17 protein-coding genes are annotated in these 18,116 nt (G+C 71.2%); 7 read left to right on the top strand and 10 right to left on the bottom strand.

Annotated elements, in window-relative coordinates; genetic code table 11:
- The first annotated feature begins 7 nt into the window (after positions 1 to 7).
- On the top strand, positions 8 to 421 hold the full coding sequence (locus AAFF41_RS11590) for a MerR family transcriptional regulator (protein ID WP_319744983.1): 414 nt from the start codon (positions 8 to 10) through the stop codon (positions 419 to 421).
- Positions 418 to 861 carry a carboxymuconolactone decarboxylase family protein gene (locus tag AAFF41_RS11595; protein ID WP_054230645.1) on the top strand — a complete coding sequence of 148 codons (444 nt, stop codon included), beginning with the start codon at positions 418 to 420 and terminating at the stop codon, positions 859 to 861. Before AAFF41_RS11590 ends, AAFF41_RS11595 begins: the two co-directional genes overlap by 4 nt.
- Here the strand turns inward: AAFF41_RS11595 and AAFF41_RS11600 are convergent.
- On the bottom strand, positions 848 to 3,322 hold the full coding sequence (locus AAFF41_RS11600) for an alpha-L-arabinofuranosidase C-terminal domain-containing protein (RefSeq protein WP_343323923.1): 2,475 nt from the start codon (positions 3,320 to 3,322) through the stop codon (positions 848 to 850). The two genes, AAFF41_RS11595 and AAFF41_RS11600, sit on opposite strands and share 14 nt — an antisense overlap.
- A 154-nt stretch (positions 3,323 to 3,476) precedes the next feature.
- Between AAFF41_RS11600 and AAFF41_RS11605 the strand changes: the two genes are divergently transcribed.
- Positions 3,477 to 3,932 (top strand): DUF6314 family protein, encoded by a 456-nt coding sequence (locus tag AAFF41_RS11605; protein ID WP_319744979.1) that lies wholly within the window; start codon positions 3,477 to 3,479, stop codon positions 3,930 to 3,932.
- On the opposite strand, the gene AAFF41_RS11610 is transcribed toward AAFF41_RS11605, so the two are convergent.
- The 3 genes from AAFF41_RS11610 to AAFF41_RS11620 form a co-directional block, all read right to left on the bottom strand.
- The gene (locus tag AAFF41_RS11610; RefSeq protein ID WP_319744977.1) at positions 3,929 to 4,513 is read right to left on the bottom strand and encodes a histidine phosphatase family protein; all 585 of its coding nucleotides are present in this window, start codon (positions 4,511 to 4,513) and stop codon (positions 3,929 to 3,931) included. The genes AAFF41_RS11605 and AAFF41_RS11610 overlap by 4 nt on opposite strands.
- Before the next feature lie 145 nt (positions 4,514 to 4,658).
- Entirely contained in the window at positions 4,659 to 5,165 is a 507-nt protein-coding gene (locus AAFF41_RS11615; RefSeq protein WP_343323924.1) for a carotenoid oxygenase family protein, read from the bottom strand.
- A complete protein-coding gene (locus tag AAFF41_RS11620) occupies positions 5,162 to 6,598 on the bottom strand; it encodes an aminotransferase-like domain-containing protein (protein ID WP_343323925.1) in 1,437 nt (478 codons plus the stop codon). The genes AAFF41_RS11615 and AAFF41_RS11620 overlap by 4 nt, the downstream gene beginning before the upstream one ends.
- On the opposite strand from AAFF41_RS11620, the gene AAFF41_RS11625 reads away from it, so the two are divergent.
- The gene (locus AAFF41_RS11625; RefSeq protein WP_319744971.1) at positions 6,597 to 7,535 is read left to right on the top strand and encodes a DMT family transporter; all 939 of its coding nucleotides are present in this window, start codon (positions 6,597 to 6,599) and stop codon (positions 7,533 to 7,535) included. The genes AAFF41_RS11620 and AAFF41_RS11625 overlap by 2 nt on opposite strands.
- Positions 7,536 to 7,579: 44 nt before the next feature.
- Entirely contained in the window at positions 7,580 to 7,771 is a 192-nt protein-coding gene (locus AAFF41_RS11630) for a DUF1918 domain-containing protein (protein WP_319744969.1), read from the top strand.
- A gap of 43 nt (positions 7,772 to 7,814) precedes the next feature.
- Here the strand turns inward: AAFF41_RS11630 and AAFF41_RS11635 are convergent, their stop codons facing one another.
- Positions 7,815 to 9,080 (bottom strand): glycoside hydrolase family 10-like protein, encoded by a 1,266-nt coding sequence (locus AAFF41_RS11635; protein WP_319745299.1) that lies wholly within the window; start codon positions 9,078 to 9,080, stop codon positions 7,815 to 7,817.
- 238 nt (positions 9,081 to 9,318) lie between these two features.
- Here AAFF41_RS11635 and AAFF41_RS11640 point away from each other — a divergent pair, with 238 nt between their 5' ends.
- Together AAFF41_RS11640 and AAFF41_RS11645 are read left to right on the top strand one after the other, a co-directional pair.
- Complete coding sequence (locus AAFF41_RS11640) at positions 9,319 to 10,179, top strand: 3-hydroxybutyryl-CoA dehydrogenase (RefSeq protein ID WP_164331669.1); 861 nt, start codon at positions 9,319 to 9,321, stop codon at positions 10,177 to 10,179.
- Between the two features lie 225 nt (positions 10,180 to 10,404).
- Positions 10,405 to 10,662: a hypothetical protein gene (locus AAFF41_RS11645; protein WP_054236124.1), complete on the top strand. Its 258-nt coding sequence runs from the start codon at positions 10,405 to 10,407 to the stop codon at positions 10,660 to 10,662.
- On the opposite strand, the gene AAFF41_RS11650 is transcribed toward AAFF41_RS11645, so the two are convergent.
- The 5 genes from AAFF41_RS11650 to pheS all read right to left on the bottom strand — a co-directional run bounded on the left by AAFF41_RS11650 (position 10,659) and on the right by pheS (position 18,060).
- Entirely contained in the window at positions 10,659 to 11,234 is a 576-nt protein-coding gene (locus AAFF41_RS11650) for an NUDIX hydrolase (RefSeq protein WP_067365642.1), read from the bottom strand. The genes AAFF41_RS11645 and AAFF41_RS11650 overlap by 4 nt on opposite strands.
- Before the next feature lie 107 nt (positions 11,235 to 11,341).
- A complete protein-coding gene (locus AAFF41_RS11655; RefSeq protein ID WP_054236126.1) occupies positions 11,342 to 12,682 on the bottom strand; it encodes an NsdA family TPR-like regulatory protein in 1,341 nt (446 codons plus the stop codon).
- Between the two features lie 248 nt (positions 12,683 to 12,930).
- On the bottom strand, positions 12,931 to 13,884 hold the full coding sequence (locus AAFF41_RS11660; RefSeq protein ID WP_319745297.1) for a PP2C family protein-serine/threonine phosphatase: 954 nt from the start codon (positions 13,882 to 13,884) through the stop codon (positions 12,931 to 12,933).
- Positions 13,885 to 14,431: 547 nt separating this feature from the next.
- Positions 14,432 to 16,936: a phenylalanine--tRNA ligase subunit beta gene (gene pheT, locus AAFF41_RS11665; protein ID WP_319744967.1), complete on the bottom strand. Its 2,505-nt coding sequence runs from the start codon at positions 16,934 to 16,936 to the stop codon at positions 14,432 to 14,434.
- Entirely contained in the window at positions 16,936 to 18,060 is a 1,125-nt protein-coding gene (pheS, locus tag AAFF41_RS11670) for a phenylalanine--tRNA ligase subunit alpha (protein WP_054236128.1), read from the bottom strand. The genes pheT and pheS overlap by 1 nt, the downstream gene beginning before the upstream one ends.
- Positions 18,061 to 18,116 lie beyond the last annotated feature (56 nt).

The following is an 18,116-nucleotide window of genomic DNA, read 5'->3' on the forward strand; positions in this document are numbered from 1 at the left end:
TTTCTCCATGGCCAGCGAACAGCCCCTCCCCCAGGGGCCGACGCTCACGATCGCCCAGGTCGTCGAGCGCACCGGACTCTCGCACGACACGCTGCGGTACTACGAGAAGGCCGGCCTGATCCAACGGGTCGGCCGGACCACCGGGAACCAGCGGCGCTACGAGGCGGCCGACCTGGCCTGGCTGGAGTTCCTCATCCGGCTGCGCGAGACGGGCATGTCGATCGCGGACATGCAGCGGTTCGCCGAGTTGCGGGCGCGCGGCGACGCCACGGTTCCCGACCGGCTCGCGATGCTCCGGGAGCACCGCGCCGACCTCGCGGACCGCATCCGGGCGCTGCGCCGCAACGCGGCCTCCCTCGACGACAAGATCGACCACTACGAACGGCTGCTCGACCAGCCGGGATCGGACGAACTCCCATGACGCTCACGAACACCGCCACCACTCGCGAGGAGCGCTTCGAGCACGGCCTGGAGGTCCTCAAGCGCGTCGACGGCGAGGCCGGACAGCGCGTCGTCGACGCGCTCGGCGACATCAATCCCGAACTCGGCCACCAGATCGTCTCCTGGGCCTTCGGCGACATCTACGACCGGCCCGGACTCGCCCCGCGCGACCGCCAGTTGGTGACGCTGGGCATGCTCACCGCGCTCGGCGGCTGTGAGACCCAGTTGGAGGTGCACGTCAACGCGGCCCTGAACGTGGGTCTTTCGCCGGACGAGATCGTGGAGTCGCTGCTGCACTCGGCCGTCTACTGCGGCATACCGAAGGCGATGAACGCGAGCCTGGTCGCGAAGAAGGTCTTCGCCGAGCGTGGGCTGCTGCCCGCCGGGCAGCAGCCCACGCCTCCGGCTACCGCTGCCTGATCCGCAGGAAGGTCACGGAGTTCGCCGGGAAGGTGTAGGTGAACTTGTCGGCGACGCCGTCGAAGGTGGACTTCACGGGGGCGACCGCGCTCACCGCCTCCGAGTTCACCGCCTCCGGCGCCGCCTGGAGGGTGGTGACGGCGGCCTTGCGGCCCGCCTTCGCCCCGCCCAGGTCGATCGCGGTACGGGCGTCCGCCGCCTGCGCGTTGACGACCTTGACGATCAGGTCGCCGGTCCTCGCGTCCCGCGTGACGATCTGACGGAACGGCTCCGCGGGCTTGTCGTCCTTGAAGCTCCCCCACTCCTGGCCGTCCAGGTAGAGGGTCACCTGCCGGCCGCGGACCTTGATGTGGACGTCGTACGCCTTGCCCGTCTCGATCGTGCCGGGCTTGGACATCAGGGTCGACTTGCCGCCGTCCACGGCCTGTTCGACCGCGGTCGTGGTGTTGTTCCAGCCGCCGAGGTTCCACCAGTAGTAGTTGCCGGTGTCCTTGACGCCGAAGGCGACGAGGAAGCCCTCCTTGCCGGACTTCTTGGTGGCCTTCACGTGCAGGTCGTAGTCGTGCCAGGCCGGGTCGCCCGCCGACACCATGGTGTTCTCGGCGCCCACGTCGGTCTGCACGTACTGGCCGTCCTGAAGGCTCCAGCTCCCGCCGCCCGTGTGGGTCCACCGGGAGGCGTCACCGCTGAAGTCGTCGCTGAGCAGCGTGGTGCCGTCGGCGCCGGTCACCAACACATCGTCGTACGCCGCCGTGGTCGCCCAGGTCGACAGGCCGACGGCGCCGGAGATGGGCGCGCCCAGCGAGGGCGTGGTGGTGGCCGTCGACGGCACCACCCGGTCGCCGACGTTGTTCATGAACAGCTTCTGCACCTCGTAGTCGGCCGAACCCCACGAGGCGTGGTTGTTGAACCAGATCATGTCGGGCCGCCACTGCACGTAGTCCTCGTTGGCGAGCAGCGGGGCGTACGAGGCGAGCTTGACGACGTCCGCGTTGCGCTCCAGACCGGTCATGTACGCGGCCTCGGCGAGGGCGTTCTTGAAGGTGTTGCCACCGGAGGCGTACTCGCCGAGAAAGACCTTGGGACCGTTCCTGTCGTAGGAGTCGTAGCGGTCGTTGTTCTGCAGGAACCACTGGGTGCTGTTGTAGTAGTGCTCGTCGACCATGTCGACGTTCGCTTCCTTGTTGAGCTTCCAGGCGGTGTCGAAGGTGGTGCCGGAGTCGTCGGGTCCGGCGTTCGAGATCACCTTGATGTTCGGGTACTTGGCCTGGACGGCGGCGCGGAACTGCTTGAAGCGGGCGAAGAACTCGTCGGGAAGGTTCTCCTCGTTGCCGACTTCGAGGTGCGTGAGGTGGAAGGGCTTGGGGTGGCCCATCGCTGCCCGCTTCCTGCCCCATTCGCTGGTCACCGGCCCGTTGGCGAACTCGATGAGATCGAGGGTGTCCTGGACGTGGCGCTTGAGGAGCGCGTCGTCGTCGGTGGCCTGGTTCTGGCCGCAGCCGGTGACGAGCGCGGGCACCACGGGCAGCGGCATGGCGCCGATGTCCTCGGCGAACTGGAAGTACTCGTAGTAGCCGAGCCCGTAACTCTGGTTGTAGCCCCAGAAGTTGGAGTTGGTGGCGCGCTGCTCGACCGGGCCGATGGTGTCCTTCCACTGGTACGAGCGCCGGCGCTGATAGCCCGAGGCCTCGTCGTAGCCCTGCATGCTGCCGGTGTTGACCAGGCAGCCGCCGGGGAAGCGCACGAAGCCGGGATGCAGGGCGGCGATCTTCTCGGCGAGGTCCTTGCGCAGGCCATGGCCCTTGTACGTGTCCCGCGGGATGAGCGAGATCATGTCGAGCGCGACGGGGGCGTCGGCGGCGACGGTGAGGCGCCCGGTGGTGCTGTCGCGGGTGGCGGTGAACCTGGCCCGGTACTTGGCCCAGCCGCCGCGCGCGGTGACCTGCCGGGCCTCGGCGAGCGCGCCGTCGGCGTCGTGCAGGGTCACGGTGAGCGGCGTCCTCGCGTCCGCGCGGGCCCAGACCGAGAAGTCGTACGTCTTGCCGCTCTCGACCCTGATCCCGGTGTTGTAACCGGAGTTGGTGACGGACGAGCCGGCGCCGAGCGCGAGGTAGGTGCGGTTGCGGGCGTCGAGGCGCCCGCCGTCGTCCAGGGTCGTCGTGGTGCCCGTGGTGGCCCAGGAGGTGAGCGGCGTATAGGACCTGTTGTCGGCGGTGCTGTACTCGAACGACCGGTTCTGGACGAGTTCCGCGTACAGTCCGCCGTCCGCGGCGCGGTTGATGTCCTCGAAGAAGACGCCGTACATGGTGTCGTCGATCTTCACACCCGAGCCCTTCGGGTCGACGGTGATCGCGTAGTCGGTGACGTCGGCGGCGTGGGCGGGCCCGGGAACGACGGCTGAGGCCACCAGGAGTGCGGTGGCCGTGAGTCCGAGTCTCCAACGGGTGCGGGTGCGTGACATGGATACTCCGCGGCTCTGTGGTGTTGAGTTGTTCGAGGCCTTGAGCTGTTCGGGATTTCGGACAACGATCAGTACTTCGAACGGCAAGATAGGGAGGGGGTCAGAGCGCGTCAATGGGTCGCGCGGCATCGCATGGGACGGAGAGCGGGACGGTATGGGCGAGTTCTGGCCAGTGACGGACGTGCTCGCCCATCTGGGCGGGAGCTGGCGGGTGGAGCGCTCGGTGCGGGATCTCGCGAGCGGCGCGGAGGGGCGGTTCACGGGGACGACGGTTTTCGGCCCGCTGGGGGAACCGGGAGCGCCGTACGGACTTCTGCACCAGGAATCCGGCACGTTCGTGTGGCAGGGCACGCCCCGGCCCGCCGAACGGACGCTGCGGTTCCTGCCGGGGCCGAGCCCCGCGACGGCCCTCGTCCAGTTCTCCGACGGCCGCCCCTTCCACGACCTGGACCTGAGCACCGGCCGGTGCGTCGCCGACCACCCGTGCGCGGCGGACCTCTACCGGGGCGAGTTCACGGTGCGGGACGAGAACCACTGGCGCACGGTGTGGCGGGTGGGCGGCCCCGCCAAGGACCTCGTCCTCACGACCGACTACACACGGCTGCCCTAGGCGTGCTGCGGCACGCCTTCCAGGCGCAGGTTCCAGCGGCCGTTGACGCCGGTGAGGGTGATCGTCGACAGGGGGCGGACGTCGATGTTCCAGTACGTCGAGGGCTGGGCCTTGAGCGCGTAGACGAGCGCGGCCCGCACCACCGAGGGTTCGGCCACCGCGACGATCCGGCTGCCGTCGTCCGCCGGGCGGGTGCCGAGCCAGCCGCCGACGCGGGAGATGAAGGAGGTCAGGGACTCGCCGCCGTGCGGGGCGGAGCGCGGATCGGCGAGCCAGGCGTCGACCGCCGACGGCTCGCGGGCCATCGCCTCACCCAGCGTGAAGCCGCGCCAGCGGCCCATGTCGCAGTCGCGCAGCGCGGGTTGCGCCAGCGGCGCGTACCCGAGGGCGTCGCCGGTGGCACGGCTGCGCGGGGTCGGTGAGCAGTAGCGCAGCTCGGCCGCCGCCAGTGGTACCAGTTCCGGGGCGGCGCGCTGCACCTCGTCCCAGCCGGCCTGGTCCAGCGGCCGGTCGTCCTCGAAGCGTTCGGCCAGCAGCGAGGAGCTGCGAGCGGCGGCGACGAAAGTGACCCGAAGATGCATGCGGAGATCGTGGAGTGCGGGACTCCGCAGGTCAATAGGCGTTACGCAAGGTATACGCAGGCTTGGCGGAGTGCACTTGCCGAAGCGGACCCGTGGGAGGGGGCGGGGCTGGGCCCCCGGGGGATCCCCTGGGGGCCACTGGCGGTCAGCCGGCGGAGGTGTCGAGGCCGGTATCGGGGATCCAGGAGCCGTGGATGCCGCCGGTGGCCCGGCGCGGGAGGTGGACGGTGGCGATCCGGTCCAGGCCCGAGGCGTCCGGGACCTGGAGCTGGGAGGCGTCCTGTTTGAGGTCGAAGACGACGGTGAGCAGGTAGCCGTCGTCCTCGCGGGTGGCGCCGACGGCGGGGACGAACACGGCCTCGCCGCGCAGGCGGGCGTCGCCGGCCCGGTGGACGCGACGGGCGCCGCTGGTGCGGTCGTACTTGACGATGCCGCAGCCGCCGTAACCGAACCAGCGGATCTTCGCCGCGCCCTGCGGGCCGCGGGGCATGACGCCGATCCGCGCCGGCTGCGCGTCGTTCCGGCCCTCGCGCGGCCGGATGCCGTGCACCATGCCGCGGCCCTTGAACCAGTGGGTGGGGGTGGCGCCGGGCTCGGGGTGGTGGCGGTTGCGGATCAGCCGACCGAACGCGTCCGCGTCGGCGCCGCTCACCGCAGTACCCCGTCGCACGCCGCCCTCAGCCGTCGTACCCCCTCCGTGATCTCCCCCGTCCCCCCGACCGCCGCGAAACTCAACCGGAGGTGCCCGGCAGGGGGCTCCGCGCTGAAGTAGGGGCGGCCGGGGGCGACGGCCACGCCCTCGCGGAGAGCCGCGAAGACCAGGGCGGACTCGTCGGTGCCGTCGGGCAGGCGGAGCCACAGGTGGTAGCCGCCGGAGGGGATGTGGGGCAGGGCGAGTTCGGGGAGCGCCAGCCGGAGCGCGGCCGTCATCGTGTCGCGGCGGTTCCTCAACTCGGCGGACACGGCCCGCAGATGACGGGGCCAGGCGGGCGAGCCGACCAGTTCGAGCGCGGCCTCCTGAAGGGGACGCGGCACGAAGAAGGTGTCCACGACCTGGATGGCACGCAGTCGTTCGAGGACCGGACCGCGCGCGGCCAGCGCACTGACCCGGAAGCTCGGCGAGGTCGCCTTGGTCAGGGAGGAGACGTGCACGACGACCCCGTCGGGATCCTCGGCGGCCAGCGGACGCGGCAGGGGCCCCGCGTCCTCGTGCACCAGACGTCGTACGAAGTCGTCCTCGATGACGAAGGCGCCCGCCTCGCGCGCGATCCGCACCACCTCCGCGCGCCGCTCGGGGGCGAGCACGGCGCCGGTCGGGTTCTGGAACAGCGGCTGGCAGACGAACACCCGGGCGCCGGTCGCCGTGAAGGCGTCGGCGAGCAGGTCCGGCTTCACCCCGTCCGCGTCGACCGGTACGGGGACCGGCCTGAGGCCCGCCGCGCGGGCGATCGCCAGCATGCCCGGGTACGTGGGCGACTCGACCAGGACCGGGGCCCCCGGCGGGGCGAGTGCCTTGAGCGCGGTGGTCAGCGCGGACTGGCCGCCCGCCGTGACGAGCACCTCCGCGGCGGTGATCGCACCGCCGATCCCCCGCGCGAACCACTCGCGCAGCTCCGTCAGCCCCTCCATCGGTGGCCGCGACCAGGCGCCGGGACGCCGGCCCGCCCGCGACAGGGCGGCCCCCATGGCCCGCTCGGGCTGGAGCGAGGGGTGCAGATAGCCGCCGTTGAACTCGACGACGCCGGGCGGTGGGGCGGCGAGCGAGGCGAGGACCCCGGAGGCGTCCACCGTGCGCGGGACGAGTTCCGTCGCGGCGTCCGCGCTCAGCGTGACCTCCTGCCAGGAGGTGTCCCCGGCGGGCACGACGGACGTACGCGGGTGCGCGCGGAACGCGCCGGCGCCCGGCCGGGTCACCACCAGCCCCTCGGCGGCGAGCTGAGCCAGTGCCCGCGACACCGTCACCGGGCTCACCCGGAACCGCTCGACGAGTGCCCGGCTCGATGGCAGCTTTCCATCGGGCGAGTAGCGGTCCAGCTCACTTCGCAGCTGATTCGCCAGATCTCCGACACTGCTACGCTCTTGCATGAGAGCACAGAGTAGCGCTATTGACCAGATCGGGATAGCGGTCAGCACGCCCAGGACGCCCGAGCAGGGGCCCCCGGCGGACCGCCGTTCCGGCATCCTCCTGGCCGCGCTCGGCGTCACCGCCTTCTCCCTCACCTTCCCCGCCACCGCCTGGGGCCTGGAGGGCTTCGGCCCCTGGTCGCTGGTGGCCGTGCGCAGCGTTCTCGCCGCCGTCATCGCGGGCGGCTGTCTGCTGGCGCTGCGCGTGCCCGTACCGGCCCGCCGGCACTGGGCGGGGCTCGCCGTCGTGGCCGCCGGTGTCGTCCTCGGCTTCCCCCTGCTGACGACGCTCGCGCTGCAGACGTCCACCACCGCCCACGCGGCCGTGGTCGTCGGGCTGCTGCCGCTGACGACCGCGCTGCTGTCGGCGCTGCGGACCGGCGCGCGCCCCTCACGGATGTTCTGGGGCGCCGCCCTCGCGGGCGCGGCCGCGGTGATCGCGTTCACCGTGCAGCAGAGCGGTGGGGCGCTGAGCAGCGCGGACGCCTATCTCTTCGGGGCGCTGCTGATCTGCGCGGCCGGCTACACCGAGGGCGGCCGGCTCGCCCGGACCATGCCGGGGTGGCAGGTCATCGGCTGGGCGCTGGTCCTGTGTCTGCCGCTGTCGGTGCCGGGCGCGCTGGTGGCGCTGTCGTACGAGCCGGTCCACCTGTCGGCGCACAGTGTGGCGGGGCTGCTGTGGGTGGCCGCCGGATCGCAGTTCCTGGGTCTGGTCGTCTGGTACCGCGGGATGGCGGCGATCGGAATTCCCAAAGCCAGCCAGTTGCAGCTGGCGCAGCCGCTGCTCACACTGGTGTGGTCGGTACTGCTCCTCGGCGAGCAGCTCACACCGGCCGCGCCGCTGACGGCGGCGGCCGTGCTGATCTGCATCGCGCTCACCCAGCGAGCGCGGGGCTGAGCCCCAGGACCGTTACTCCCGCAGATGACGAGGAGACCCTTCAGATGCATGCAGACGTGGGCGACAAGCTCGTGCAGCACGGCAGGGTTGTCGGGCAGCACGACAAGGTCGCGGAGATCACCGAAGTAATAGGAACGGAGGGCACGCCCCCGTACCGCGTGCGCTTCGCGGACGGGCACGAGGCGATCTGCTCACCGGGCCCCGACTCGGAAATCCGTCACAAGGACCGGCTGTAGACATTCGGGCACGAGGACCAGCTGTAGACATTCGGGCAGAGATTCAGCGCGCGGGTCGCGCCGGCCGCTGGTAGTGGTCGGACACGACCCGCGCCATCGCTCCGACGCGGTCGCCGTCGACCTCCTTGGCGGAGAAGAAGACGTGTCCGCGCACTTGAGTGTGTTCGCGCGCGAAGGTGAGGTGCCGGGAGAGTTCGGCCGGGTCCTGCCAGGCCGCGGGCTGCGCGGGGTCACCGGCCTTGTAGAGCGCTTCGCCGATGTACAGCTTCACGCCCGTGCCCTGTGAGACCGCCGCCCACCAGGGCACGAGCCGCGCGTAGTCGGCGGCGGCGAAGCCGAGGTTCCAGTAGACCTGCGGGACGATGTAGTCGATCCACCGCCCGCGGACCCATTTCCTGGTGTCGGCGTACAGATCGTCGTACGTCTGCACGGCGGCCCGGGTGTCCGAGCCCCGCGGGTCGGTCGCGTTGTTGCGCCACACCCCGAACGGGCTGATCCCGAAGCGGGTACCGGGCCGGATCAGCGGGATGCGGGTGGCCGTCTCCCGCACCAGTCTGTCGATGTTGTCGCGCCGCCAGGCGGCCCGGTCCGCGAAGCCCGCGCCGTGCGTCCGGTACGCGGCGTCGTCGTCGAAGACCTGGCCCTCGGCCGGGTACGGGTAGAAGTAGTCGTCCCAGTGCACGGCGTCGATCGCGTACGACCGCACCGCGTCGAACATCGCGTCCTGGACGAAGGAGCGGACCTCGGGCAACCCGGGGTTGTAGTAGAGCCTGCCGCCATAGGGGACGACCCAGTCCGGGTGCTTGCGGGCCGGGTGGGTCGCCACGAGTCTGCCGGGGTCGGGGTGGTTCGCGACACGGTACGGGTTGAACCAGGCGTGCAGTTCGAGGCCGCGCGCGTGGGCCTCTCGCACCGCCGTGCCGAGCGGGTCCCAGCCGGGGTCCCTGCCCTGGACGCCGGTGAGGTACTGCGACCACGGCTCGTACGACGAGGGCCAGAACGCGTCGGCCGTGGGGCGGACCTGGAAGAACACGGCGTTCAGGCGGCGGTCGACCGCCCTGTCGAGGTGGGCGAGGAGTTCGGCGCGCTGCCGGGCGACGGACAGGCCGGCTCGCGAGGGCCAGTCGCGGTTGAGGACGGTCGACAGCCACATGCCCCGCAGCTCGGAGGCCGTCCGTGGCCGACCGGGCTCCCGGGTTCCCCCGGAACGGGGTACGGCAGCCGAGTCCCCCGCCGAGCCGAGACCCGGCTCCCCCTCGGTGACGAGACCCGGCTCCCCCGTCGTGACGAGACCCGTCAGCGTCGCCATCGCCGCCACGGTGAACGTCCGCCGTGACCCCCGCCCCGTTCCCGCCGTCCGCCCCGTCACACCCCGCTCCTCCACGCTCCGGATCCGTCCGGTCACGGATCGTCTCCTCGGCCAGCATGCCCCACCCGGGCGATCGATCATCGATACTTCGGAGTAACGTGCACGGGACGTGCACGATCGGAGCAGGCACCGAACAACGGGGGCCCTGCGACAGCCGTAGATCAGCGAAGGGGACGATGTGACCGACATCGAACGCGTCGGAGTGGTGGGCTGCGGCCAGATGGGAGCGGGCATCGCCGAGGTCTGCGCCCGCGCGGGTCTCGACGTCAAGGTCGCCGAGACCACCGGTGAGGCCCTGGAGATCGGCCGTACCCGGCTGTTCAACTCCCTCGCCAAGGCCGCCGAGCGCGGAAAGATCTCCGCGGACGAGCTCACCGCCACCCAGGAGCGGCTCAGCTTCACCACCGACCTCGGCGAGTTCGCCGACCGCGATCTGGTGATCGAGGCGGTCGTCGAGAACGAGCAGGTGAAGACCGAGATCTTCCAGGTGCTCGACCAGGTGGTGACCCGGCAGGACGCGATCCTCGCCTCCAACACCTCCTCCATCCCGCTGGTGCGCCTCGCGGTCGCCACCTCGCGCCCCGACCAGGTCGTCGGCATCCACTTCTTCAACCCGGCTCCGGTGCAGCAGCTCGTCGAGCTGATCCCGGCGCTGACCACCTCCGAGGGCACCCTCGGCCGGGCTCAGCTGTTCGCCGAGAAGGCCCTCGGCAAGCACGCGATCCGCGCCCAGGACCGCTCCGGGTTCGTCGTCAACGCGCTGCTGATCCCGTATCTGCTCTCCGCGATCCGGATGTTCGAGTCGGGCATCGCCAGCCGCGAGGACATCGACAACGGCATGGAGCTGGGCTGCGCCCACCCGATGGGCCCGCTCAAGCTCTCCGACCTGATCGGCCTGGACACGGTGGCCTCGGTCGCCTATTCGATGTACGAGGAGTACAAGGAGCCGCTGTACGCCGCTCCCCCGCTGCTCCAGCGCATGGTGGACGCGGGCCGGCTCGGTCGGAAGTCCGGCTCGGGCTTCTACACCTACGCCTGAACACGTTCGATCGCCCCCTTTCGTACCGTCACCTGATTACGTACGGTGAAACTCAGGCGTACGCGGGCCCGGCACCCCTTTCGGTGCCGGGCCCGCGCCATTCACACGCCGTGTGCGCGCCGGGCTCGCATATGCCCCTCGCACACGCTCCCCACGTGTCCACCAGGCGAGTTGACTTTCCGTGCGCATCCAAGGGATGTGACGACTACGGAAAGGAGCGGACCCGTGACCGCCGACCCGGAGCATCCCGTGGTCCATGGAGAACTCGCAGAGTTACGCCGTCGCCTCGACGTGGCATACGCACGCGTCGAGGGAGGGCATGCCCTGCTCAGTCACCGCGCCGAACAGACCGCCAAGGAGCTCGACGACCTGAGCGCACGGGTCGTCGCCCTGGAACACACCCGCTGGCCACTGCCCGCGATCGCGGCCCTCACGGCCGTGGGCGCACTCGCCGTGGCGGTCTGGCAGGCTCTCGGGCGCTAACGCTCAGGACGCCGTGGGGGGATGGATCGGGGCAACGCGTCCTGCCCGAGCCTGAGGTGATGCAGGAGGAGTAGCGCGGCAGCCATATTGGCGGCCGGGACCTCGCCGCGGGCGACCATGTCGGGGACGAGCTTGAGGGGAACCCATTCCCGACGGTCGGACTCGAAGTCGTCCACGGGGTGTCCGATGTACGCGCCTTCGTCGGCCCAGAAGATGTGGTGCCGGGCGTCGGTGAGCCCGTTGGAGGGCTCGACGCTCATCAGATGGCGCAGGGGTCCCGGTCGCCAGCCGGTCTCCTCCTCGAGTTCGCGGGCCGCCGCGACGGCGATGTCCTCGCCGTCCTCGACGACGCCCGCCGCGAGTTCCCAGCCCCAGCTGTCGGTGATGAAGCGGTGCCGCCACAGGAGCAGCACCTCATTGGCCTCGTTCACCACCGTGGCCACGGCCACGGGACGCAGCCGTATCAAAAAGTGATCGAGGTGCCGACCGTCCGGCAGCTCGACATCTGCGAGATTGACGCTGAACCAGCGGTTTGCGTACACAGTTTGTTCGTTCTGTTTCGTCCACTGCACGGTTCTGCCACCTTCCGCCGAGTAGATGGCAATATCGCAGCAGGAGCGTGCTGACAGCAGGCGCACAGCAGCGCACAGTGCACGGTGCGGCGGCGGGACTCGGTGGTCTACAGCGGTACGCGCAGTGCTCCGTCGATGAGTTCGGCGGCCTCGGCCGTGCCCGCACAGCCGCTGCGCACCAGGTGTTCGCGTACCGCGCGCAGTCTGTCGCGCAGCCGCTGGGACTCCATCCCCCGGGCCTGCTCGGCCATTTGGACGGCGGTGGCCACCGCCTTGTCGGCGTTCCCCTGCCGCAGCTCGATCTGACTGAGCATCGCGAGACGATGCACGCGCCCCCGGTCGTGCGCCGGAGTGTCGACGGCGGCCTCGGCGTGCGCCGCGGCGGCCACCAGGTCACCGAGGCTCAGCAGTGCCTCCGCCACCTGTACGTTGACCAGACCGGGCTGGACATAGCCGGTCTCGTCCGGTTCGTAACCGCGCCGGATGCGCTCGGCGGCCTGTTCGGCACGCCGGATGCAGGACAGCGCGCTGCTGCCGTCGCCGAGGTGCGCGTACGCCTTCGCCTGCATGGCGTAGAGGTCCGAGGCGAGCGCCGGGGTGATGTGCCGTCCGGCGGCGCGCAGCGCGGCCTCCGCGAAGGCGACGGCCTGCCGGTGCTCGCGCATGAACAGCGACTGGTTGACCAGCAGCGCTATGACGTACGCCCCAAGACCCCGGTCCCCGCTGGCCTTCGCCAGCCGCAGCGCCTGGTGGAAGTAGCGCTGGGCGAGCCCGTGCGCGTCGGAGTCGTAGGCACAGATCCCCGCGATGGCGACCAGGCCGCCCGTCGCACGGTGGAGCTGGCGGCCGGTGGCGTCGGGATAACTGCCGCGCAGCAGGGGCGCGGTCTCCGCGTTGAGGAAACCGACGATCCGGCTGCGGGTCGCCACCCCGCCCGCCTTGCGGTACATCTGCTCGTAGTGGGCGCGGGCCGCGCGCAGCATCTCGATGTCGGCCATGCTCACGTGGTGGCGGCCGCCGCGCGAGACGTCCACGTCCTCGGGCGGGTTCTCCCACTCCCACACCGGCATCACGGCGGGCGTTCCGGTGACGGCCGGGGCGCCGAGGAGGTGCGGGCGCTGCTGTTCGTCGGAGCGCCACAGGGCGGTGGCGCGCTCCACGAAACCGGAGAGCGAGGTGCCGTGCGGGGCGGACGGCTCGCCGGGCACGCCGAGGCCGATGTCGTCCAGGGTGACGGGCCGGTGCAGGCGCCCCGCGAGCACTTCGCAGATCAGGTCGGGCACCTGACCGCGCGGGCGTTGACCCTTCAACCACCGTGCCACGGCCGTGTGTTCGTATCTGAGCGCGAGGCCGCGTGCCCTCCCCGCCTGGTTGACATGCGCGGCGAGTCCGGAGTGCGAGATGCCGGCCTCGTCGAGTATCGCGTCGAGCAGAGTGTTGGGCTGCATTCGGGCCCCCGGGTGGCTCGGTGGCGACAGTGCGGTCAGAGTAATCCGTCCTCTGTGCTTGTGGGTCCCCCTTCACACGGGGTGTGAACCGAGTGCTCGTATCCGTACCGTGTGCACGCTGTCGCGCAGAGTTCCTTGCCGGTTGACTGAAATGCCTCGCAAGAGGCCGGCCGGGCCGCCGGCTCCCCCTCGTACAGTGCGGCGGCTCGGCTCCGCCGGTTGAGCGGGGTCACTGCGGGAGCCGGCGTTCATCCCATGTGCCGGGCAACGGTGCAGCTCTGCTGTGTCGGGACTCGGCTGCGGTCGTTGCGGAGGATCAGTACGGCCACGTCGTCCGCCGGTCTGCCACCGGTGTGGCGCAACAGACGGGTGAAGACCGCCCTGAGAACGGTCTGCGGGGAGACGGGCTGGGTACGGACGGCCTCGGCGAGCGTGGCGGGCAGGGGGAAGAAGCGGCCCTGGGGGTCGCGGGCGTCCTCCACTCCGTCGGTGTGCAGGAACAGGGACTCGCCGGGGAGGAGTCGGCCGCACCGGGTGGCCGCCAGTTCGGCGGGGAGCGGGAACGGGCCGAGCGGGGGCAGCGGTTCGGCTCCCGTGAGTGGCTCCACCCGACCGGTGCCGAGTCGGTACGGCGCCGGGTGACCGCAGTTGAGGGCGTACACCTCGCCGTCACGGCGGATCTCCAGGAGCAGTACGGTGACGAACTCCTCGGCGACCGGGCTGTCGGGGTCCGGGCCCGCCGAGGGGTGTTCGGCGCGCGCCCGCTCGCGCAGGTACCGGGCCAGGGCGCGTTCCAGCCGCCGGAGCACACAGGCGAGTTCGGGTTCGTCGTGCACGGCCTCGCGGAAGCTGCCGAGGACGGCGGCGGCGGTTCCGATGGCGCCGAGGCCGTGTCCACGCACGTCGCCCATGACGACCCGTACACCGTGCTCGGTGGCGATCACCTCGTACAGGTCGCCGCCGATGTTCGCGCCGTGGTCGGCGGAGAGCTGGGCCGCGGCGACGTTGAGGCCGTCGATGCGTGGAGGCAGCGGTCTCAGCAGCACGCTCTGGGCGGCGCCCGCGACCTTGCGGATCTGCCTCAGCTCCCGCAGCAGCGCCCGTCTGACGTGGAGGATCAGCCCGGTGCCGACGGCGAAGAAGACGGCGCTGGTGACGATCCGCGCCTCGAGGCCGTCCCGCTGGGCGAGTGGACAGGTCATTCTGTACGTGATGGCGATCGCGCCCCAGGCGGTGGGCAGCCCCAGGCTCAATACCCGCCGCAGGGTCCGGCGCTCGGCCCGGCGCACCGTCCGGTCGAGGCCGTCCGGCGGACCGCCACCGTGGACCGTCCGGGCCGGTCGCACGCGCGGTCTGCCCCGGCTCACCGCCCGGACGAGCCCGGCCCGCAGACCACTCCCCCGGTGTCGCGCCCGGAGGCCCGCCCGGGCCCGCCCCCGCGAATTCGTCCGGGACGTCGCCCTGCGGGGAGCCCCAGCCTTGATACGGATCATGCCGATTGGCCCCCCAATAGGCCCTGACAGCGCAGACGACCTTCAACAGGCCGGTCCGATTCTGTCGACCGCATGCCCCGATCGGGCCAGATCGCCCCGACGTGCCACCCGAATGAGTGACACAGCTTCGGACGCCTGCATTTATGCAGGTCGGCCGGGGAAAGCGCCCAGAAAGGGGCGCGGGGAACTGCGCGCCCAGCCACGCATCACACGCAGCCGGAAGACGACCCGCAGTTCCCCGCTACGCCCAGCGGAGCTAGCCCCGTAGCACCGCCCCGGTCCGCTCACCCGCGAGCGCCACCGCGACGTCACGCGCCGCGGAGGCCTCGTCGACGGTCAGCGTGCGGTCGTCGGCGCGGAACCGCAGCGCGTAGGCCAGGGACTTCTTGCCCTCGCCGAGCTGCTCACTGTTCTCGTAGACGTCGAACAGGCGGATGGACTCCAGGAGTTCACCCGCGCCCTCGCGCAGCGCCGCCTCGACGTCCACGTGCGGGACGGTCTTGTCGACGACCAGAGCCACGTCCTGGGTGGCGACGGGGAAGGTCGAGATCTTCGGGCCCTTGGGGAGGCCCGCGCTCGCCTGCTCCAGCGCGTCCAGGTCGAGCTCCATCGCGCAGGTGCGCGCGGGCAGACCGAGGGTCTTCAGGACACCGGGGTGCAGCTCACCGGCGTACCCGATGACCTTCTCCTGGCCGTCGACGACGACGGCCAGTTCGGCGCAGCGACCCGGATGCCACGGCCCGTACTGCCCGGCACGGACGAGAAGTTCGGTCCCCGCCTCGCGGGCCAGCGAGCGCGCTGCCTCGATCGCGTCGGCCCAGTCGGCCGGGCGGCCCTTGCCCCACCAGCCGGCCTGCTCGCGGGCGCCCGCGAGGACGACGGCGGCGTGCCGGGGCTGGACGGGGAGCGCGGCCGTGAGGGACGCGATCTCCTCGTCGGTGGGACGGCGGTCGACGGGCAGGCGGCCCGCGACGCGCAGTTCGTCCTGCGGCTGGAAGACGAGACCGGTCTCGAAGAGCGCCAGGTCGTGGCTGCCGCGGCCGTCGTTGCGGCGCAGGGCGTGCAGCAGGCCCGGCAGCAGCGTCGTACGGAGCGCGGGCTCCTCGTCGGAGAGCGGATTGACCAGCTTGACGACCTTGCGCTTCGGGTCGTCGGCGGCCAGGCCGAGCTGGTCGAAGACGTGCTCGCCGATGAACGGGTAGTTCAGCGCCTCGACGTATCCGGCGCCGGCCAGGGTGCGGCCGATCCGGCGGTGCAGCCGCTGCCTGCCGGTCAGGCCCAGGCCCGCGGGGGGCTTCGGCAGGGTCGAGGGCAGGTTCTCGTAGCCCTCGAGCCGGATGACCTCTTCGGCCAGGTCGTTCGGGTCCGTCAGGTCGGGCCGCCAGGACGGCACGGTGACGATCAGCTCGTCCTGCCCGTAGACGTCGCAGCCGACCTGCTGGAGGCGGCGGACGACGGTCTCGCGGCCGTAGTCGACACCGGCCACCTTGTCCGGGTGGTTCGCCGGGATGGTGATGCTGTGCGGCGCGGAGGGCGCGATGACCTCGGTGACCCCGGCGTCGGCGGTGCCGCCGGCGAGGAGGACGAGGAGGTCGACCGTGCGCTGGGCGGCGGCGGAGGCGGCCTGCGGGTCGACGCCGCGCTCGAAGCGCTTGGACGCCTCGGAGGCCAGCTTGTGACGGCGGGCCGTGCGCGCGATGGAGAGCGCGTCGAAGTGCGCGGCCTCGATGACGACCTCGGTGGTGGTGCCCTCGGTGTCGTCGATCTCCGTGTTCGCCCCACCCATGACGCCCGCGAGGCCGATGGGGCCGCGGTCGTCGGTGATGACCAGGTCCTCGGCGTCCAGCGTGCGCGTGACGCCGTCGAGGGTGGTGAGCTTCTCGCCCTGCTCGGCCCGGCGCACACCGATCGCGCCCTGGACGCGGGTGCGGTCGTAGGCGTGCAGGGGCTGGCCGAGCTCCAGCATCACGTAGTTGGTGATGTCGACGGCGAGCGAGATCGGGCGCATGCCCGCCTTCTGGAGGCGGCGGCGCAGCCAGATCGGCGAGAGGGTCTCGGGGTCGAGGCCCGTCACCGTCCGCGCGGTGAAGCGGTCGCAGCCCATCGGGTCGGACACCCGCACCGGGTAGCCGAACGCGTTCGGGGCCGGTACGTCGAGCAGCGCGGGGTCGAGCAGCGGCAGGCCGTAGGCGATGGCGGCCTCGCGGGCCACACCGCGCATCGACAGGGCGTAGCCGCGGTCGGGCGTGACGGCGATGTCGAGGACCTCGTCGACGAGCTGGAGCAGCTCGATCGCGTCGGTGGCGACCTCGACCTCCGGCGGCAGGACGATGATGCCGCCGCTGCCGTCGTCGCCCATGCCCAGCTCGTCACCGGAGCAGATCATGCCGTGCGAGGTCTTGCCGTACGTCTTGCGCGCGGCGATCGCGAAGTTGCCGGGCAGCACGGCGCCGGGCAGGACCACGACGACCTTGTCACCGACGGCGAAGTTGCGAGCGCCGCAGACGATCTCCTGGAGCTCACCCGTGCCGTTGGCGGTGCCGACGTCCACGAGGCAGAAGCGGATGGGCTTCTTGAAGCCCTCCAGCTCCTCGATGGACCGCACCTGGCCGACGACCAGGGGACCCTTGAGGTCGGCGCCGAGCTGCTCGACGGTCTCGACCTCGAGGCCTGCCGAAATGAGCTTGGCCTGGACGTCGCGGCCGGTCTCCGTCGCCGGCAGGTCGACGTACTCCCGCAGCCAAGAAAGCGGGACCCGCATCAGATCTCCATCCCGAACGGCCGGGTGAACCGGACGTCACCCTCGACCATGTCTCGCATGTCTTCGACGTTGTGGCGGAACATCAGCATCCGCTCGATGCCGAACCCGAAGGCGAATCCGCTGTACTTCTCCGGGTCGACGCCACAGGCGACCAGCACCCGCGGGTTGACCATGCCGCAGCCGCCCAGCTCGATCCAGCCCTCGGAGGAGCAGGTCCGGCAGGGGCGGTCGGGGTTGCCGACGGACTCGCCCTTGCAGACGTAGCAGAGCATGTCCATCTCGGCGGACGGCTCGGTGAAGGGGAAGTAGTTCGGGCGCAGCCGGGTCTTCATGTCGGCGCCGAAGAGCGACTGGACCATGTGGTCGAGGGTGCCCTTGAGGTCGGCCATGGTCAGGCCCTCGTCGACGGCGAGGAGCTCGATCTGGTGGAAGACCGGGGTGTGCGTGGCGTCCAGCTCGTCCGTGCGGAACACCCGGCCGGGGCAGACGACGTAGACCGGCGGCTCGCGGTCCAGCATGGCGCGGGCCTGCACGGGCGAGGTGTGGGTGCGCAGCACGACACCGGACTCGCCGTGGTCGCCCGTCGGGCCCTCGACGAAGAAGGTGTCCTGCATCTGCCGGGCCGGGTGGTCGGGCGTGAAGTTCAGGGCGTCGAAGTTGAACCACTCCGCCTCGACCTCGGGGCCCTCGGCGATCTCGTATCCCATGGACACGAAGACGTCGGCGACGCGCTCCATCATGGTGGTCAGCGGGTGGCGGGCGCCCGCCGGTACGCGGTCGTACGGCAGCGTGACGTCCACCGCCTCCTCGACCAGCACCCGGGCGTCGCGCTCGGCCTCCAGCTCACCCTGGCGGGCGCCGAGGGCCTTGTTCACCGCGCCCCGGGCCTGGCCGACCAGCTTGCCCGCGGCGGCCTTGGCGTGCGGGGGCAGGGCGCCGATCTCGCGGTTGGCGAGGGCCAGCGGCGAGGTGCCGCCGGTGTGGGCGACCTTGGCCTCCTGGAGCGCGTCGAGGTCGCCGGCGGCGGCGAAGGCGGCGAGCGCCTCGTCCCGCATGCGCTCGATCTCTTCCGGTTTCAAGGCCTCGACCTCTACAGGGTCGTACGACTTATTCGGTGCCGACATCTCTTCCCGTGCTTCCGGTTGGCTGGCGGATGGTCCCCGTCCCGACTCGGGGGACG

This window comes from Streptomyces mirabilis, from assembly GCF_039503195.1.
GTDB lineage: Bacteria > Actinomycetota > Actinomycetes > Streptomycetales > Streptomycetaceae > Streptomyces > Streptomyces mirabilis_D.

What these genes read in the sequence shown, in the direction of transcription:
- AAFF41_RS11590 (WP_319744983.1), top strand. Translation starts at nt 8, where the DNA reads ATGGCCAGCGAACAGCCCCTCCCCCAGGGGCCGACGCTCACGATCGCC.
- AAFF41_RS11595 (WP_054230645.1), top strand. Translation starts at nt 418, where the DNA reads ATGACGCTCACGAACACCGCCACCACTCGCGAGGAGCGCTTCGAGCAC.
- AAFF41_RS11600 (WP_343323923.1), bottom strand. Translation starts at nt 3,322, where the DNA reads ATGTCACGCACCCGCACCCGTTGGAGACTCGGACTCACGGCCACCGCA.
- AAFF41_RS11605 (WP_319744979.1), top strand. Translation starts at nt 3,477, where the DNA reads ATGGGCGAGTTCTGGCCAGTGACGGACGTGCTCGCCCATCTGGGCGGG.
- AAFF41_RS11610 (WP_319744977.1), bottom strand. Translation starts at nt 4,513, where the DNA reads ATGCATCTTCGGGTCACTTTCGTCGCCGCCGCTCGCAGCTCCTCGCTG.
- AAFF41_RS11625 (WP_319744971.1), top strand. Translation starts at nt 6,597, where the DNA reads ATGAGAGCACAGAGTAGCGCTATTGACCAGATCGGGATAGCGGTCAGC.
- AAFF41_RS11620 (WP_343323925.1), bottom strand. Translation starts at nt 6,598, where the DNA reads ATGCAAGAGCGTAGCAGTGTCGGAGATCTGGCGAATCAGCTGCGAAGT.
- AAFF41_RS11630 (WP_319744969.1), top strand. Translation starts at nt 7,580, where the DNA reads ATGCATGCAGACGTGGGCGACAAGCTCGTGCAGCACGGCAGGGTTGTC.
- AAFF41_RS11635 (WP_319745299.1), bottom strand. Translation starts at nt 9,080, where the DNA reads ATGGCGACGCTGACGGGTCTCGTCACGACGGGGGAGCCGGGTCTCGTC.
- AAFF41_RS11655 (WP_054236126.1), bottom strand. Translation starts at nt 12,682, where the DNA reads ATGCAGCCCAACACTCTGCTCGACGCGATACTCGACGAGGCCGGCATC.
- AAFF41_RS11660 (WP_319745297.1), bottom strand. Translation starts at nt 13,884, where the DNA reads ATGACCTGTCCACTCGCCCAGCGGGACGGCCTCGAGGCGCGGATCGTC.
- pheT (WP_319744967.1), bottom strand. Translation starts at nt 16,936, where the DNA reads ATGCGGGTCCCGCTTTCTTGGCTGCGGGAGTACGTCGACCTGCCGGCG.
- pheS (WP_054236128.1), bottom strand. Translation starts at nt 18,060, where the DNA reads ATGTCGGCACCGAATAAGTCGTACGACCCTGTAGAGGTCGAGGCCTTG.